Below are 15,991 nucleotides of genomic sequence, written 5' to 3'. Positions count from 1 at the left end.
CAATCTCCCTCCCTTTGTTAGTATTCTGCCCTCTCTTCTCTAGCTGAAGGCTTAGCCAGGGCGTTGTATGGATACTTTCTCCGCTGCCGTCATGTTGTTTCTGATCATGGACCCGCTGGGCAACCTGCCGGTCTTCCTCTCCATCCTGCGTCACGTCGATCCCAAGCGGCGCCGCAAGGTGATGATCCGGGAGCTGCTGTTCTCTCTGGTCATCATGATGGCCTTCCTGTTCGCCGGTCAGCAGATCCTGAGCTTCCTCAACCTGCGCCAGGAGGCGGTGAGCATCGCCGGCGGCATCATCCTCTTCCTCATCGCCATCAAGATGATCTTCCCGACTCCGGGGGGCGTGACCGGACTGGCCGCCGGGGAGGAACCCTTCCTGGTGCCCATGGCCATCCCCATGATAGCGGGCCCCTCCATCCTCGCTTCCCTGTTGCTGCTGGCCAACCAGGAGCCGACCCGGATGACGGATTGGTCCCTGGCCCTGCTGATGGCCTGGGGCGCTAGCGCGGTGATCCTGATGTTCTACGAGGTGTTCAACAAGCTGCTGGGTGAGCGAGGACTCACCGCCCTGGAGCGGCTGATGGGCATGCTGCTGGTGATGATCTCGGTGCAGATGCTGCTGGACGGGGTGCACCACTATCTGGAAGTGACCGGCAAGGGGTAAGGCCAGGGGCTGGCGCCGGACCAGCCCTGAGGGGTCAGGCTGCCTCGGCCGCAGGGGTCTCCAGCTTGCCCATGATGAGGGTGAGCAGGGTCTCCCGCAGCCAGCGGTGTCCCGGATCCTCCTCGTGGCGCTGATGCCAGATCAGCAGGTGGGAGATGCTGTCCAGGGCCACCGGCAGGGGCAGGGGTACCAGCGGATAGACCTGGGTCGCGTGGCGGGCGTAGAGCCGGGAGAGGGTCACTATCATGTCCGAGTGCATTCCCATGCGCAGCGCCGCCTCGAAGGTGGGGACCGTCGCCTCTATGCGGCGATAGAGATCCTGCTCCGCCAGCTTGTGATCCAGCATCCAGCGATCCCGTCCCTCGCAATAGGTCTGCACATGGGGGTAGGCTAGGTAGCGGGCGAGATCCCAGTCGGGGTCGCGCAGCGCCGGGTGATCCTGCTGCACCAGGCAGGTGAGGTCATCGATGGCCAGCAGCCGCTGGCAGATGGCGTTGGGCAGGGTATCGAGGCGAAAGTCCGAGTTGATGCAGTTCTCCCGCACCGTGAAGGCGATATCCACCTGGCCTTGGCTCATCTCGGTCAGGCTGTGCTCTGTCCACTCCTCGTAGCGCAGCCGCATGCCCGGGGCCTGGCGCTTGAGCTCGCTCAGGTAGAGGGGGGCAAACAGGGTGAAGGCGCTGTCCATGCTGGCGATGACGAACTCCCGCTCCGTGCTGGCTGGATCGAAGGCCGGCGGCTGGATCAGGTTGTCCAGGGAGAGCAGTATGGGCTGCAACTGCTGTTGCAGATCCAGGGCGCGGGGGGTGGGATCCAGCCCGTAGGCGGAGCGCACGAACAGGGGATCGTCGAAGGTCTCCCGCAGGCGACCCAGGGCCTTGCTGACGGCGGACTGGCTCAGGTGCAGCCGGCGGGCGGCCCGGCTGCCGTTGCGCTCCTCCAGCAACACTTGCAGGATAATCAATAGATTAAGGTCGATACGGCCGAGCTGCTCCAGCAACATGATATGAATCCTCGTCAATTCTTAGTTGAATTTATACCATTTGTTTTCATATCTTGGCGACTCTATGCTCGATTCGTCTCTCGCCTTGTGGCGGCTGGTACAGGATGTAGCGGTTGAGGGGACAAGTAGCACTGACTCGTACGGCGGCCATGGTCGCCGTATTTTTTTGCCGATTGATTTGTAAACTTGCACCTGCCTTGATTTCGCCCAACAATTTCTACGCTTTCTTTTGATACAAACAATGGGTATCTATCAGTCAGGAGTATCCCGATGGGACTGGGTGGCATTCATATTTGGCATTTGTTGATCCTGCTGGTGGTCGTGGTCCTGGTGTTTGGCAGCAAGCGCCTGGCCGGCGCCGGTGAGGATCTGGGTACCGCCATCAAGGACTTTCGCAAGGCCTTGCGTGACGATGATACGCAGCCGAAATAAGTAGGAGTTGAATGATGTCTGTAAAAGATGAAGTGCTGGAAACCTGTGACAGCTGCGGCAGCATGGCCGAGATTGGAACCATCATAGGTGAGGGTGACGATGTGATGGAGCTGGTGATCGAGGCCGCGGCAGAAGCCGACGCCCGTGCCAAGCTGGCCGCCTATGAGGCGCTGGCCAAGCAGGTCACCGCCGAGGCCCAGTGCCACAGCGAACTGACCCAGGGTGCCGACGGGGTGATCCTCAAGGCCCGCCTGCAATTCACTTGCACCGCCGAGAAGCTTATCTTCGAGATGCGTGCCCGCTCGATCTGAGCCCTGCGATCTGACGGCAGGCCCGCCTGCCGTCTTGCCCCTCCAGCCTGCTTCTCCCGTTCTATATTGAGTTATCCCGCGGGCAACCCTGTTCCGGGCGTCGGCCAGCAGAAGGAGAAGATATGCGGCTATGGCTCTGGGTCCTGCTGATACTCTGTTCCCTTCCCCTGCCGGCGGCGGATCTCAATCCCCAGTCTGGCGCCACCCCTTCTCGCGCCCCGGACGTCAGACCCAAGCTCCTGCCTCAACCCGGGGATCTCGCCCATATCCTGGAAAAGAAGGAGCTCAGGGCCCTGGTGGTCTATGAGCGGGGTTTCTTCTTCTTCGACAAGGGCGCCCAGTACGGCATCCTGGTCAATCAGCTGCAGGGCTTCGAACGCTGGCTGAACAAGACCTACCTCCCCAAGGAGAAGCTCAAGCTCAAGATCATCTATATCCCGGTGCGCCAGGACAAGCTGCTGGACTACCTCACCGAGGGGCGCGGGGATCTGGTGGCGGCCAACATGACGGTGACCCCGACCCGGCGCGAGCAGGTGACCTTCTCCCAGCCCCTCATCACCCCCATCGAAGAGTGGGTGGTGAGCCAGCGGGAGCTGCCCGCCTTCAACCGCATCACCCAGCTCTCCGGGCGGCGGATCTGGGTGCGTGCCAGCTCCAGCTACTACGAGAGCCTCAATCAGCTGAACTGGTTGTTCCGGGAGCTGGGGCTGCCCCCCGTCTATATCGAGAAGGTGCCCGAGTACCTGCAGGACGGGGATCTGATGGAGATGGTGGCGGCGGGCATCATACCGCTCACCGTGACCGACAGCTTCAAGGGGCGGATCTGGCTCGACATGATTGGGGGGCTCAAGGCCCACAAGCTGATCCCCCTGCGGGACAAGGGCCGCAGCGCCTGGGCTCTGCGCAAGGACGACACCGGGCTGCTCAAGGCGGTGAACGACTACATCTCGGAGGCGAGCAAGCGCACCCTCTACAGCGACATGACGTTGCGCCGCCTGCTGGCCCAGAGCGAGCGGATGAGCAACATACTGGCGCCGGATCCCCTGGGGCGGCTCTCCACCATCCGCAAGGTGATCGAGACCCAGGCGGGCAAGTACCAGCTGGACTGGTTGATGCTGGCGGCGCTCGGCTACAAGGAGTCGGGACTCAATCCCAACGTGCGCTCCAACAAGGGGGCGGTGGGCATCATGCAGTTGCTGCCGAGCACCGGCGGCGCCGTGGGGATCCGCGGAGCCAGGCTCACCAGCCTGGAGGGCAATGTGGAGGCGGCCTGCCGCTACATGCGCCACATCCTCGACACCTATTTCAACGACCCCGAGATGGACAACATCAACCGCCACCTGTTCGCGCTGGCGGCCTACAACGCTGGGCCCAACCGGGTGCAGGCGCTGCAGGCCAAGGCCAAGGACAGGGGGCTGGATCCGAACGTCTGGTTTGGCAACGTGGAGCAGCTGGTGGCAAACGAGGTGGGCCAGGGGCCCATCAACTACGTCGGCACCATCTACAAGTACTACGTGGCCTATCGTTTCAGCCTGCCCCAGCTGGAGGGCAAGACGGAGGCCATCGAGGCGGCGCAACCCTGACGCTTATCCCAGGCAAGGATCCTGCCGGACATCGACCGAGGCATCCCAGCCCTGATCCCTGTGTTGCAGGTACCAGGGGGCCAGCGGCCTGGCGACGGGATCCGGCTGACAGGCCGCTGGCCTGTGGCTGAGTGAGGGGCTGTCATGAAGCTCCATAGTCGACTCCTTGGCACGCTGCGTTTGGGGCGCTTGCCCGGGTTATGCCACGATCCCATGACAAGGAGATGACGCTTGATCCCCGCCGAGTTTGCTCTGCTGGACGATCCTGGCGCGGCCCTCAAGCTGCGTTGCCAGTTGATCCGCGGTGCCTGCGACCGGATCCAGGCCCAGTACTACAGCTGGGAGGAAGATGGCAGCGGCAAGCTGCTGCTGGCGGAGCTGCTGCACGCCGCCAGGCGCGGGGTGCGGGTGCAACTGCTGATCGACGATCTCTATGCTGGTGACAACCGCCTGCTGGAGATGGTGGCCCATGAGCCCGGTATCGAGGTGCGCCTGTTCAACCCCTTCTGGCTGCGGGGCTGGCGACGGTTGACCCTGTTGCTGGAGGGCCTGCTGAGCTTTCGGCGCATCAATCACCGCATGCACAACAAGCTGCTGCTGGTGGACGGCTGCCAGGGGGTGATAGGGGGCCGCAACATCGGCGATCCCTACTTCGGGCTGGGGGAGGCCCCCCACTTCGTCGACCTGGATCTGGTCTGCCGCGGGCCGCTCTGCCAGCAGGCCGAGCAGGGCTTCGCGCTTTACTGGCGCAGCCGCTGGAGCCACCCCATCCGCCGTCTGCTGCGACGCAAACTGCTGCCCGCCGAGGTGGCGGCGGTCAATGGCTTCCTGCTCACCCTGACCGAGCCGGCGGTGGCGGCCCTCTACGACCTGCCCGCCAGCCTGTTCGACGACGAGCCCGTCCCCCTGCGCTGGCACGCGGGTCTGGGTGAATTCTGCTTCGACAGGCCGGGCAAGGGGCTGGTGGCCCGGCCGTCCATGGCGCGGGAGCTGAGCCGCCGTCTGAGCCGCAATCCGGGAGCGCTGCGGTTGGTGAGCCCTTACCTTGTCTTGACCCGGAGCCTGCGCCGCAGCCTCAGACGCCAGCGAGAGGCGGGGGTGAATGTCACCATATTGACCAACTCCCTGGCCAGCACGGATGTGCCCCTGGTGTACGGTGCCTATCGCCGGCACAGGCCCTGGCTGGCGCGCCAGCAAATAGCCCTGTTCGAGCTGGATGACGAGGCCCTGAGCCTGCACGCCAAGCTGATCCTGATGGGGGAGGAAGAGGCCCTGCTCGGCAGCTTCAATCTGGATCCTCGCTCCCTGATGCTCAACACCGAGCTGATGCTGCATCTGCACAGCTCCTCCCTGTGCGCCGAGTTGCAACTGTGGCTGGAGTGCTGGCTGCAGGTTGCCGTCCAGCGGGTGGCGACCCCGTCGGCGATACGGCGCCTGCTGGCCAGGCTGAGCGACTGGTTGCCCTTGCAGCCCTGGCTGTGACGGCACCCTTGTGCGAGATCTCGCAAAGCCTTGTGCGCCTTGGTGGATAACGTTTGCCATCCAATCTCTCTTCACCATCCTATCGCTTTGTTTTTAATCACTTTATGTTCAAGCTTGAAGCAAGAGGTCTAGCAGGGGTTTGCATACGGGGTCGTACAAAGCGGTTTTTTATTTTATTTAACTGCGTAGTATTTCAAGGGCAAGGACAAACACGGCGGCGTGCTGCCGTGTGGGTGAAGGGAGTGGAAGGGAATGGTCGACCGGATTGCTCCGGCAGGCGCCACCTTCGGGGAGCGGAAACCCCTGAGGTGAAACAGACGCTTCCCCTGTTCGGAACCCAATATGGAACATGCTATTTGCGAGGGGGTGACATGCGAATGTCGCCCCATTTTTTATGCCCCTCTGCCCCTGGCGGCAATAAAAAGACCGCCCATGGGCGGTCTTGCGAATGAGCGAGGGCGGCGTCAGGCAAGGCCTGCCAGCAGTCGGCTCCAGTTGCGTTTGCTGGCGATGAAGCCATCGCGCAGGGTGCGGTACTCCAGCTGCAACCTGAGCCTATCATAGCGGGCCAGCGCCTTGCGTTTGCGCTGTTCCAGCAGCCGTTTGCGACTGGCATAGTAGTGCTGGATCTGCTGGCTCAGCTTGTCGTACTCCTCCTGCAGCAGCGCCTGCCACAACTCCCGATCGTCCTCCTTGTGCAACCTGGCCTGGGCCCGTTTCAGCTGCATCTGCAGCCTGGCCTGTTCGATGCGCTCCTCCGGGCAGGATCTCAGATCCTTCGCCAGCCCGCACCAGGCGGCGCTTCGGATCAGCCACTTGGTGGGATCAAACTGCCACCAGTGGATGCCGTTGCGGTAGTCGTTCTCGAACAGGTGGTGGAAGTTGTGGTACCCCTCGCCGAAGGTGAAGAAGGCCAGGATGCCGTTGTCCCGGGCGCTGTTGCGATCGGTGAAGGGCTGACTGCCCCAGATGTGGGCGAGGGAGTTGATGAAGAAGGTGGTGTGGTGGGTCATCACCATGCGCAGCCCCCCGGCCAGCAGCAGCATGCCGAGCAGATCCCCGTGGATCAGCCCCAGTAGCAGCGGGATGCCGATATTGGTGCATAGGGTCAGGGCCAGGTAGTGCCTGTGCTGGAAGGCGACGATAGGGTTGTTCTGCAGATCCCGCACGTTGCCATAGTCGTGATAGCGCTCGCCCTGGTATTCCCGCAGCATCCAGCCGATGTGGGAGTACCAGAAACCGCGGCCGGCGCTGTAGGGATCCTGCTGGTTGTCATCCACATGGCGGTGGTGGCGACGGTGATCGGACGACCAGTGCAGGGCCGAGTTTTGCAGGGCGAGGGCGCCGCCGATGGCGAAGATCCACTGCAGGATCGGATGCGCCTTGTAGGCCTTGTGGGACCAGAGCCGATGATAACCGGCAGTGATGGAGATGCCGCAATAGCAGAACAGCAGCAGGAAGCTGAGCCACTGCCAGAGATCGTAGCCATGGGTCAGCCCGTACCAGGGCACAGCAATCAGTGCCGTCAGCCCGGAGAGGGTGAACAGCAGGGTGTTGGTCATGATGATAGGGGGACGTTCCATCTCACTCGGTTCCTTTCAGCGAACAGCTGTGCGCCATTCTCCATTGAGCCGGAATGCGGGTCAATGGTAAAAAAGTGGGAGACAAACCTGATCCCGGCCCGCCCTTCGGGTTATCATTTGGCCTCGCTAACCTCAAGGTGACTGTTTTCGTGGGTATTCGCGCACAACAAAAAGAAAAAACCCGGCGTACGCTGATCGAGGCTGCATTCAGTCAACTCTGTGCCAACCGCAGCTTCTCCAACCTCAGCCTGCGGGAAGTGGCACGGGAGGCGGGCATAGCGCCGACCTCCTTCTATCGGCACTTCCGCGACATGGAAGAGCTGGGGCTGACCCTGGTGGACGAAGGGGGCCTGACCCTGCGCCAGCTGATGCGCCAGGCGCGCCAGCGCATCGCGGGGGGTGGCAGCGTCATCAGCACCTCGGTGCAGACCTTCATGGAATTCGTGGAAAACAACCCGAACATCTTCCGCCTGCTGCTGCGCGAGCGCTCCGGCACCTCGGCGGCTTTCCGCCAGGCGGTGGCCCGGGAGATCCAGCACTTCATCGCCGAGCTGACCGATTACCTGGAGGCGACCACGGAGGCTCCGCGGGAAGAGGCCTTCATCCAGGCCGAGGCCATGGTGACCATCGTCTTCAGCGCCGGCGCCGATGCCCTCGACATGACCAGCGAGGAGTGCAAGGCCCTCTCCGATCGCACCATCAGCCAGCTGCGGATGATCGCCATGGGTGCCGAGGTGCTGAACCGCAAGCGTCGTGAATCACTCTCTTAATGCAAGGATGGACTGACATGCATGAACCGAACCCTATCCCGAAGAAACCGCTGCTGCTGGCCCTGCTCGTCGGCATCTGTGGTGACGCCTTCCTGTCGGTGTTGACCGAGTCGGCCGTGCCTTTCTCCTTCTTCCCCCTGATCGCCCTGATGCTGGCGGCCTATCAGCTCTATCAGCATTACCGTCATGAGCCCATGGTGGGGAATACCCCGGCCTGCATGGTGCTCAGCTTTTTCATCGGCGTGTTCGGCCATTCGGCACTGATCAAGGTGCAGTACCCGGAACTGGGCAGCAATTTCTTCTCCCTGATCGCCATGCTGTTGCTGCTGGCCGTGCTCTCCATCAAGCTCGGCATCAGCCTGGGGAAAAAAGTAAAGGAGTGACGAGTCACTCCTTTCTCATTGGGATTGGATTGAGGGCTCGGACTCAATCGGCTTGAGGGGGCGTGCCTTTCTGCTTGGCATCTATGATGGCCTGCAGCTTGGCGCGGATCTCCATCATGCCGAAGACGCCGAAGACCAGCACCTGGGTGAACTCGAGCCGGGTGACCGCGAAGTAGGGCTTGCAGGCCGCCTTGATGAGGCTCGCCTGTACCCAGTGCATCAGGGCCACGATCAGGCCGCAGACCGGCAGGAAGCCGTTCAACTTGCCGGGCAGGGTACCCAGCAGCGCGAGGATCACGCCGAGCCAGAAGAACAGCAGCACACCCATCGCCAACAGATTAAACACCCGCTTCATCACTTACCTCCCGCACATAGAGTTGATAGCAGACCCGATTTGATCGACCTGCTTGTCCTTGGGCTGTTGCCCACATTGACCGGGGAGGGGCAATCGCCCATGTTCCCCTCCCGACCGGTGTTTAAACCGCAGCGTCATTCTTGGTGTCCCGCAGATAGAGCTGGTAGCAGACCTGACCGGCCTGTTTGTCCTTGAGCAATTGCCAGCTGGCGGGCAGCGCCAGATCGGCCATCTCTTTTTCCCGTTCAAGATAGATGAGGGCGTCCGGCGCCAGCCAGCCACGCTGCTCCAGCAGGTCGCACACCTGGGGCAGCAGTTCACGGCGAAACGGCGGATCCAGGAACACCAGATCGAAAGGAGTCGCAGGCCCCTGCAGCCAGCTGACGGCATCGGCCTGGATGACCTGGCCCTGCGGGCTGCCGAGTACCGCCAGGTTCTTCTTGAGCTGCTCGGCGGCCCCCTTGTCCATCTCGACCAGGGTCACCTGCTCGGCATAGCGGGAGAGCGCCTCCAGCCCCAGGCCGCCGCTGCCGGCAAAGAGATCGAGGCAGCGGGTGCCGCGCACATGGGGTGCCAGCCAGTTGAAGATGGTCTCCTTGACGCGATCCGTGGTGGGTCTGAGCCCGTCCAGATCCCTGACCGGCAGTTTACGCCCCTTCCACTGGCCGCTGATGATTCTTACAAACCCGCTCTTGCCCTGTGAAGATGGCTTGGGGTTGGGGTTATTACGGCTGGTTTTCACTCTGGGCATCGCGTTTCGTCGTCAGAAAATAAAGTGGTAGTATAAGCCGGTTCATTTTTATGCCGGCCCACCGAGGGACGGCTATCTTAGCAGTCAGCCAACGAAGTGAGTATTTTTTAGATGGCAAAAGGTTTGTTTTCCTGGCTGGGTTTCGGCCGCAAGAAAGAAGAGGCCGAGGTCGCCCCATCAGAGGCCCCCGCAGCCACCCCGGTGATCCCTGAGTCCGAGGCCGGTGCGGCCTCCGCTCCCGTCGCCGAGACTCCCCTGCCCGAGGCAGCCGTTGCAACTGTCGAAGAGTTCCCCGAGACACCGGATGAAGGCCCCCTGGTGGTGGAGGAGTGCGCCTCCGAGCTCGAACCCGTCATCGTCAACGAAGCCCTGATCGCCGACGAGGCTAAGGCTGCTGAAGAGGCCCGCGTTGCCGCCGAGGCCCAGGCTGCCGAAGAGGCCCGTATCGCCGCCGAGGCTCAGGCCGCCGAAGAGGCTCGTATCGCCGCCGCCGCTCAGGCTGCCGAAGAAACCCGCATCGTTGCCGAGGCCCAGGCCGCCGAAGAGGCCCGCATCGCCGCCGAGGCTCTGGCTGCCGAAGAGGCTCGTATCGCCGCCGAGGCTCAGGCTGCGGAGGAAGAGCGCATCGTTGCCGCAGCTCAGGCTGCGGAAGAGGATCGCATCGCCGCCGAGGCCCAGGCTGCCGAAGAAGCCCGTATCGCCGCCGAGGCTCAGGCTGCGGAGGAAGCTCGCATCGCCGCCGAGGCTCAGGCTGTGGAGGAAGCGCGCATCGTTGCCGCAGCTCAGGCTGCCGAAGAGGCTCGCATCGCCGCCGAGGCTCAGGCTGCGGAGGAGTCTCGTCTTGCCGTTGAGGCACAGGCCGCCGAAGAGGCCCGCATCGCCGCCGCAGCTCAGGCTGCGGAGGAGGCCCGCATCGCCAAGGAGGCCCAGCGCGCGGAAGATCTGCGTCTGGTGGCCGAGATGGAGGCAGAAGCCGCCGCCCTGGCTGCCCTGCCGTTGGCCGCCAAGGTTGACGACGACACCCAGGAGAAGCCGCAGCGAGAGGGCTTCTTCGCTCGCCTCAAGCGCAGCCTGGTGCGTACCAAGGAGAATATCGGTTCCGGCTTCTTCGGCCTGTTCAGCGGCAAGAAGATCGACGACGAGCTGTTCGAGGAGCTGGAGACCCAGTTGCTGACCGCGGATCTCGGGGTGGATACCACCAGCCGCATCATAGATGGCCTGATCCAGCACGCAGATCGCAAGCAGCTCAAGGATGCCGAGGCGCTCTACGGCCTGCTCAAGCAGGACATGGGGGAGATGCTGACCAAGGTCGAGCAGCCCCTGGTGATCGACACCAGCAAGAAGCCCTACGTGATCCTGATGGTGGGCGTCAACGGGGTGGGCAAGACCACCACCATCGGCAAGCTGGCCAAGCAGTTCCAGGCCGAGGGCAAGAGCGTCATGCTGGCCGCCGGCGATACCTTCCGTGCCGCCGCCGTCGAGCAGCTGCAGGTCTGGGGTCAGCGCAACAACATTCCGGTGATCGCCCAGCACACCGGCGCCGACTCCGCCTCCGTCATCTATGATGCCATCGAGGCGGCTCGCTCCCGTGGCGCCGACGTGCTGATCGCCGACACCGCCGGCCGCCTGCAGAACAAGAGCAACCTGATGGAAGAGCTCAAGAAGGTTGTGCGGGTGATGAAGAAGCTGGACGATGCCGCTCCCCACGAGGTCATGCTGACCCTGGACGCGGGCACAGGCCAGAATGCCCTGAGCCAGGCCAAGCTGTTCAGCGAGGCGGTGGGCCTGACCGGCATCACCCTCACCAAGCTGGACGGTACCGCCAAGGGTGGCGTCATCTTCGCGGTGGCGGACAAGTTCCAGATCCCGATCCGCTACATCGGGGTGGGCGAGGGGATCGATGACTTGCGTCCCTTCGTCGCCAACGACTTTATCGAGGCGCTGTTCAGCCGGGACGAATAAGTCCTGTCGTGATGAACCTGTGCCATGCCCCGACCCAGATCGGGGCATGTCGCTATCGGGGTCTGTGATGGCTCACAGGGACAAGATCAACAAGATGTACGGTCGCGGTGACGGCACGCAAGCAGTCAGGTGATGCCACCATGAGTGAGCGTCCCGTGCTTCGATCCCGGTCGGGACTGGTCAATATGAGGGAGCCGAATGATTCGTTTCGATAAGGTCAGCAAGGTATACAGCGGTGGCCATCAGGCGCTGCAGAAGGTCAGTTTCCACCTGCGCAAGGGGGAGATGGCCTTCCTGACCGGTCACTCCGGGGCGGGCAAGAGTACCCTGCTCAAGCTCATCAGCGTGATGGAGCGGCCGACCGACGGCCGGGTCTTCTTCCATGGGGATGACGTCAGCCAGATCAAGCGGGGCCAGATCCCCTATGTGCGCCGCCAGATCGGCATGATCTTCCAGGATCACCGCCTGCTGATGGACAGAACCGTGTTCGACAACGTGGCCCTGCCCCTGGTGATCGACGGCTACAGCCATGGGGACATCAACAAGCGGGTGGCGGCGGCGCTGGACAAGGTGGGCCTGCTCGGCAAGGAGCGTTACCAGCCGCGCATGCTCTCCGGCGGTGAGCAGCAGCGGGTCGGCATCGCCCGTGCCATCGTCAACAAGCCGCCGCTGCTGCTGGCGGATGAGCCCACCGGCAACCTGGATCCTCAGCTCTCCATGGACATCATGCGGCTGTTCGAGGAGTTCAACCGCTTCGGCGTCTCCGTGCTGATCGCCACCCACGATCTGGGTCTCATCGCCCGCATGCGCTATCGCACCCTGACCCTCAAGGCGGGCCGCATGTATTCACAGCAACCGGAGGAGGAAGTCTGATGGCCATCGTTCGTCACAAGCAGCCCCTGTTGCGTCGCCTCGTCATGTACTGGGTGGATCACCTGCGTCAGGCCTTCGCCAGCATGGGGGAGCTGTGGCGCAATCCACTCGCCTCCCTGATGACCCTGGCGGTGCTCGGCGTCAGCCTGGCACTGCCCTCCTGCTTCCACGTGCTGCTGAAGAACGCCGAGATCGTGGAGGGGAGCTGGCAGACCAGCTCCCAGATCTCCCTCTATCTGCGCAAGGACCTGCCGGAGCAGAGCATCCTCGACATGAAGCAGCGGATCCTGCTCTATCCCGAGGTGGAATCCGTCACCTACATGAACCGGGACGAGGCGCTGAAGGAGTTTCGCGAGATCTCCGGCTTCGGGGATGCCCTCGACTACCTCGACAGCAACCCGCTGCCGCCTGTGCTGAGCGTGATCCCGGATCCCCGCTGGCAGAACCCGGAAGGGGCCGCCGAGCTGCTCGCCAAGCTGGAGAACGAACCCGGTGTCGAGCAGGGCAAGCTGGATTTGCAGTGGCTGACCCGGTTGCAGGGGATCATGAACCTGCTGCGCCACACCATCACAGGCATCGCCGTGCTGCTGCTCTCCGCCGTGCTGCTGATCGTCGGCAACACGCTCAGGCTGAATATTCTCAACCAGCGCTCCGAGATCGAGGTGCTCAAGCTGGTGGGGGCGACGGATGCCTTCATCCACCGTCCCTTCCTCTATACCGGTATCTGGTTCGGGGTCATCGGCGGTATGCTGGCCTGGTGGCTGACCGAGGTGATGGTGATCTGGAGCGAAGGGGTGGTGAAGGAGCTGGCCGGTCTCTACAACAGCAATTTCCGGCTGGTGGGGATGGGAGCCGTCGATGGTCTCAATCTGATACTGCTGGGTGCCTTGTTGGGGTTGATCGCGTCCTGGTTTTCGGTGCACAGACACATTCGTGACATAGAACCTTCCTGATTGATTTACCAGCGCTGCAAAGCGCTGGATTTTGAGAACTGGATCAAGTAAAAGAAGGGCCCGTTTCTGGCACGGGCAAGTTTCTCAGAGTAATCTGAATGATACCTGATCGCAGGATCTTGTCTGAGTCCCGTGAACCTTTTGATTTATAAGCAGTCTATTAAGTGCGACAGAATGTATACGGGTATGGCCCCTCTGCCTTGCTCGTCTGACTTGGCAAGCATGTGAAGGTTGCGAGCTCCGCAACAATGGACTTAGCATGCTACTTTTCAGGGGTCCTTCACTGTGACCCCTTTTTTTTGATTGTTCATTTATGATTCATCCCCCAGTCCTAAGATAAGCCGGGTTCGCGCTGGGATCGCCGATGTTTGATTCAGACCCCAGAATGGCATCCGGTCAGTAGACAGACCCTCTCAGGGTGTTAGACTGATTCGATTGAAAAGTAAGAGGTAGAACATGGGAACTTCATTGCAACGCACTATGGCCCTGATCCCGCAAGGTAGTCTGGAAGGCTATATCCAGGCAGTTAACTCGATTCCTGTGCTGAGCGCAGAGGAAGAGCGTGAGCTGGCGACGCGTTTGCAGCAGGGTGGCGATCTCGAGGCTGCCCGTCAGCTGGTCATGTCGCACCTGCGTTTTGTCGTTCACGTGGCCAAGAGCTATGCCGGTTATGGCCTGCCCCAGGCCGATCTGGTGCAGGAAGGCAACATAGGCCTGATGAAGGCGGTGAAGCGTTTCGACCCGAGCGTCGGCGTGCGTCTGGTCTCCTTCGCCGTGCACTGGATCAAGGCCGAGATCCACGAATATGTGCTGCGCAACTGGCGCATGGTCAAGGTGGCGACCACCAAGGCCCAGCGCAAGCTCTTCTTCAACCTGCGTAAATCCAAGAAGCGTCTGGGCTGGTTCAGCCACGACGAGGTACAGGCCGTCGCCGCCGAGCTCGGGGTCTCCCCGTCCGATGTGACCGAGATGGAAGCCCGGATGAGCAACTACGATCAGGCGTTCGATCTGGTCGGCGATGATGAAGACGAAGGTGGCTTCGCCCCGGTTCACTATCTGGAAGACAAGTCTTCCGATCTCGCCGCCACCATAGAGAACGACAACTGGGACAACCATGCCACCCGTCGTCTGAGTGCGGCCATGGCGACCCTGGATGAGCGTAGCCAGCACATCATCCGTGCCCGCTGGCTCGACGAAGAGAGCAAGACCACACTGCAGGAGTTGGCCGATACCTACGGCGTCTCGGCGGAGCGGGTGCGTCAGCTCGAGAAGAATGCGCTCAAGAAACTGAAAGACGCCATGGATGCCTGAGGGCACTCCCATACGAAGCAGGGCCTGATGGCCCTGTTTTTGTATCTGCACCACCAGATCGGATCTGTGGTGACGCTGTGCCCCCAATGGCCTTGAATGTGTTATGTTGCCGCGGTTAACACTCTAGGGAGAGTTGAAGTGAAACTGTTAAACGACTTGTTTACCAATAACCGCGAGTGGGCGGAGCAGATCAAGGCCGAAGACCCCGAGTTCTTCGCCACCCTCTCGGCCCAGCAGGCGCCGGAGTATCTCTGGATCGGCTGCTCCGACAGCCGGGTGCCCGCCAACCAGCTGATGGGCCTGCTGCCGGGGGACGTATTCGTTCACCGCAACGTCGCCAACCTGGTGGTACACACCGACTTCAACTGCCTCTCCGTGCTGCAATATGCGGTCGAGGTACTCAAGGTGAAGCACATCATCGTCTGCGGCCACTACGGCTGTGGCGGCGTGCTGGCGGCCATGAAAAACACCGAGCTGGGTCTCATCGACAACTGGCTGCGCAACATCAAAGATGTGTACTTCAAGTACCGTGAGCAGCTCGATGCCATCGAAGACGAGCATGAGCGCCACGACTATTTGTGCGAGCTGAACGTGGCCGAGCAGGTGGCCAACGTCTGCCACACCACCATCATCCAGAACGCCTGGCGCAAGGGGCAGGAGCTGGCGGTGCACGGCTGGATCTACGGGATCAAGGACGGTCTGCTGCACGATCTGGATCTCTGCATCAGCGGACCGGACCAGATCGCCGACGTCTATCGTGCCTGGCCGGATACCCGTCCGCCCCGCCGTCGCTGAGGATCCCGCCTTTGGCTCCAGCCCTCTACCTGCAGATCAAGCAACACATCCTCGACGGGATCCGCGAACGCCACTATCAGGCGGGGGACAGGATCCCGACCGAGGCGGCCCTGTGCGAGCGGTTTGCCGTTAGCCGGATGACGGTCAACAAGGCGCTGCGGGAGCTGGTGGCCGAGGGCTGGCTGGTGCGAACCGCCGGCTCGGGCAGCTTCGTGGCGGACAGGCGTACGGAGTCGCCCCTGCTGGCCATTCGCAACATCGCCGACGAGATCGCCGAGCGGGGCAGCCAGTACAGCGCCAGGGTGATCCGCCTGCAGCGCCAGGCCGCCGACGAGAAGGTGGCGGTGCGGTTGGGGTTGAGGGTGGGGGCGCCCACCTTCCACAGCCTCATCGTCCACCAGGCCGATGGGGAGCCGCTGCAGCTGGAGGAGCGCTTCGTCGATGCGGAACGCCTGCCGGACTATGGGGATCAGGATTTCACCCGCCAGACGCCGAACAGCTATCTGATGGAGATCTGCCCCCTCTCCGAGATGGAGCATGTGGTGGAGGCTGTGCTGCCGAGCGCCGGTGAGGCGGGATTGTTGCAGGTGCGGGTCGATACCCCCTGCCTGCTGTTGCATCGCCGCACCTGGTCGGACGGCTATCTGGTCTCCTATGCCAGGTTGCTGTCGCCGGGATCCCGCTACAAGCTGAGTTCCAAGACCCAATTCAGTTGATTGTATATACATATTGGCACTGAAACAGCCCACCCATCCGGTGGGCTTTTTTGTGCCTAAA

General features: G+C 62.1%; 18 protein-coding genes. 13 read left to right on the top strand and 5 right to left on the bottom strand.

Features of this window, described 5'->3' with window-relative positions:
- Positions 1–67 precede the first annotated feature (67 nt).
- Positions 68–667, top strand: coding sequence for a YhgN family NAAT transporter (locus ACRCYW_RS20040; RefSeq protein WP_438551749.1), 600 nt, complete (start codon positions 68–70; stop codon positions 665–667).
- Between the two features lie 34 nt (positions 668–701).
- Here the strand turns inward: ACRCYW_RS20040 and ACRCYW_RS20035 are convergent, their stop codons facing one another.
- Positions 702–1,670 (bottom strand): LysR substrate-binding domain-containing protein, encoded by a 969-nt coding sequence (locus ACRCYW_RS20035; protein WP_438551748.1) that lies wholly within the window; start codon positions 1,668–1,670, stop codon positions 702–704.
- 270 nt (positions 1,671–1,940) lie between these two features.
- On the opposite strand from ACRCYW_RS20035, the gene tatA reads away from it, so the two are divergent.
- The 3 genes from tatA to ACRCYW_RS20020 all read left to right on the top strand — a co-directional run bounded on the left by tatA (position 1,941) and on the right by ACRCYW_RS20020 (position 3,996).
- Positions 1,941–2,102, top strand: a complete 162-nt coding sequence (gene tatA / locus ACRCYW_RS20030) for a twin-arginine translocase TatA/TatE family subunit (protein WP_100858833.1) — start codon at positions 1,941–1,943, stop codon at positions 2,100–2,102.
- A gap of 14 nt (positions 2,103–2,116) precedes the next feature.
- Entirely contained in the window at positions 2,117–2,413 is a 297-nt protein-coding gene (locus ACRCYW_RS20025) for a YfcZ/YiiS family protein (RefSeq protein ID WP_438551778.1), read from the top strand.
- A 122-nt stretch (positions 2,414–2,535) separates the two neighbouring features.
- Positions 2,536–3,996 carry a transglycosylase SLT domain-containing protein gene (locus ACRCYW_RS20020; RefSeq protein WP_438551747.1) on the top strand — a complete coding sequence of 487 codons (1,461 nt, stop codon included), beginning with the start codon at positions 2,536–2,538 and terminating at the stop codon, positions 3,994–3,996.
- Positions 3,997–3,999: 3 nt separating this feature from the next.
- Here ACRCYW_RS20020 and ACRCYW_RS20015 read toward each other — a convergent pair whose 3' ends face one another.
- Entirely contained in the window at positions 4,000–4,152 is a 153-nt protein-coding gene (locus tag ACRCYW_RS20015; RefSeq protein WP_438551746.1) for a hypothetical protein, read from the bottom strand.
- 75 nt (positions 4,153–4,227) lie between these two features.
- On the opposite strand from ACRCYW_RS20015, the gene ACRCYW_RS20010 reads away from it, so the two are divergent.
- Positions 4,228–5,478 (top strand): phospholipase D family protein, encoded by a 1,251-nt coding sequence (locus ACRCYW_RS20010; protein WP_438551745.1) that lies wholly within the window; start codon positions 4,228–4,230, stop codon positions 5,476–5,478.
- Between the two features lie 464 nt (positions 5,479–5,942).
- On the opposite strand, the gene ACRCYW_RS20005 is transcribed toward ACRCYW_RS20010, so the two are convergent.
- On the bottom strand, positions 5,943–7,061 hold the full coding sequence (locus ACRCYW_RS20005) for a fatty acid desaturase (RefSeq protein WP_438551744.1): 1,119 nt from the start codon (positions 7,059–7,061) through the stop codon (positions 5,943–5,945).
- Between the two features lie 149 nt (positions 7,062–7,210).
- Between ACRCYW_RS20005 and fabR the strand changes: the two genes are divergently transcribed.
- Positions 7,211–7,831, top strand: coding sequence for an HTH-type transcriptional repressor FabR (gene fabR / locus ACRCYW_RS20000; RefSeq protein WP_349920678.1), 621 nt, complete (start codon positions 7,211–7,213; stop codon positions 7,829–7,831).
- A gap of 17 nt (positions 7,832–7,848) precedes the next feature.
- A complete protein-coding gene (locus ACRCYW_RS19995; protein WP_438551743.1) occupies positions 7,849–8,214 on the top strand; it encodes a YijD family membrane protein in 366 nt (121 codons plus the stop codon).
- Between the two features lie 43 nt (positions 8,215–8,257).
- Here the strand turns inward: ACRCYW_RS19995 and ACRCYW_RS19990 are convergent, their stop codons facing one another.
- Positions 8,258–8,569, bottom strand: coding sequence for a DUF1145 domain-containing protein (locus tag ACRCYW_RS19990; RefSeq protein ID WP_438551742.1), 312 nt, complete (start codon positions 8,567–8,569; stop codon positions 8,258–8,260).
- A gap of 121 nt (positions 8,570–8,690) precedes the next feature.
- Positions 8,691–9,320 carry a 16S rRNA (guanine(966)-N(2))-methyltransferase RsmD gene (rsmD, locus tag ACRCYW_RS19985; RefSeq protein WP_438551741.1) on the bottom strand — a complete coding sequence of 210 codons (630 nt, stop codon included), beginning with the start codon at positions 9,318–9,320 and terminating at the stop codon, positions 8,691–8,693.
- Between the two features lie 111 nt (positions 9,321–9,431).
- Between rsmD and ftsY the strand changes: the two genes are divergently transcribed.
- From ftsY to hutC, 6 genes are all read left to right on the top strand, one after another.
- The gene (gene ftsY, locus ACRCYW_RS19980; RefSeq protein ID WP_438551740.1) at positions 9,432–11,282 is read left to right on the top strand and encodes a signal recognition particle-docking protein FtsY; all 1,851 of its coding nucleotides are present in this window, start codon (positions 9,432–9,434) and stop codon (positions 11,280–11,282) included.
- A 198-nt stretch (positions 11,283–11,480) separates the two neighbouring features.
- A complete protein-coding gene (gene ftsE, locus ACRCYW_RS19975) occupies positions 11,481–12,155 on the top strand; it encodes a cell division ATP-binding protein FtsE (RefSeq protein ID WP_438551739.1) in 675 nt (224 codons plus the stop codon).
- Entirely contained in the window at positions 12,155–13,108 is a 954-nt protein-coding gene (gene ftsX, locus ACRCYW_RS19970) for a permease-like cell division protein FtsX (RefSeq protein WP_438551738.1), read from the top strand. Before ftsE ends, ftsX begins: the two co-directional genes overlap by 1 nt.
- Positions 13,109–13,564: 456 nt before the next feature.
- Entirely contained in the window at positions 13,565–14,419 is an 855-nt protein-coding gene (rpoH, locus tag ACRCYW_RS19965) for an RNA polymerase sigma factor RpoH (RefSeq protein ID WP_349920685.1), read from the top strand.
- A gap of 138 nt (positions 14,420–14,557) precedes the next feature.
- Positions 14,558–15,214: a carbonate dehydratase gene (gene can / locus ACRCYW_RS19960; RefSeq protein ID WP_349920686.1), complete on the top strand. Its 657-nt coding sequence runs from the start codon at positions 14,558–14,560 to the stop codon at positions 15,212–15,214.
- 11 nt (positions 15,215–15,225) lie between these two features.
- Complete coding sequence (hutC, locus tag ACRCYW_RS19955; protein ID WP_438551737.1) at positions 15,226–15,930, top strand: histidine utilization repressor; 705 nt, start codon at positions 15,226–15,228, stop codon at positions 15,928–15,930.
- The last annotated feature ends 61 nt before the right edge of the window (positions 15,931–15,991 follow it).

Origin of the sequence: Aeromonas sp., assembly GCF_051657805.1 — a bacterium.
In the GTDB taxonomy this organism is placed as follows: Bacteria; Pseudomonadota; Gammaproteobacteria; order Enterobacterales; family Aeromonadaceae; genus Aeromonas.
The sequence above is the reverse complement of the archived record's forward strand: the minus strand, read 5'-3'. Positions and strand labels throughout refer to the sequence as shown.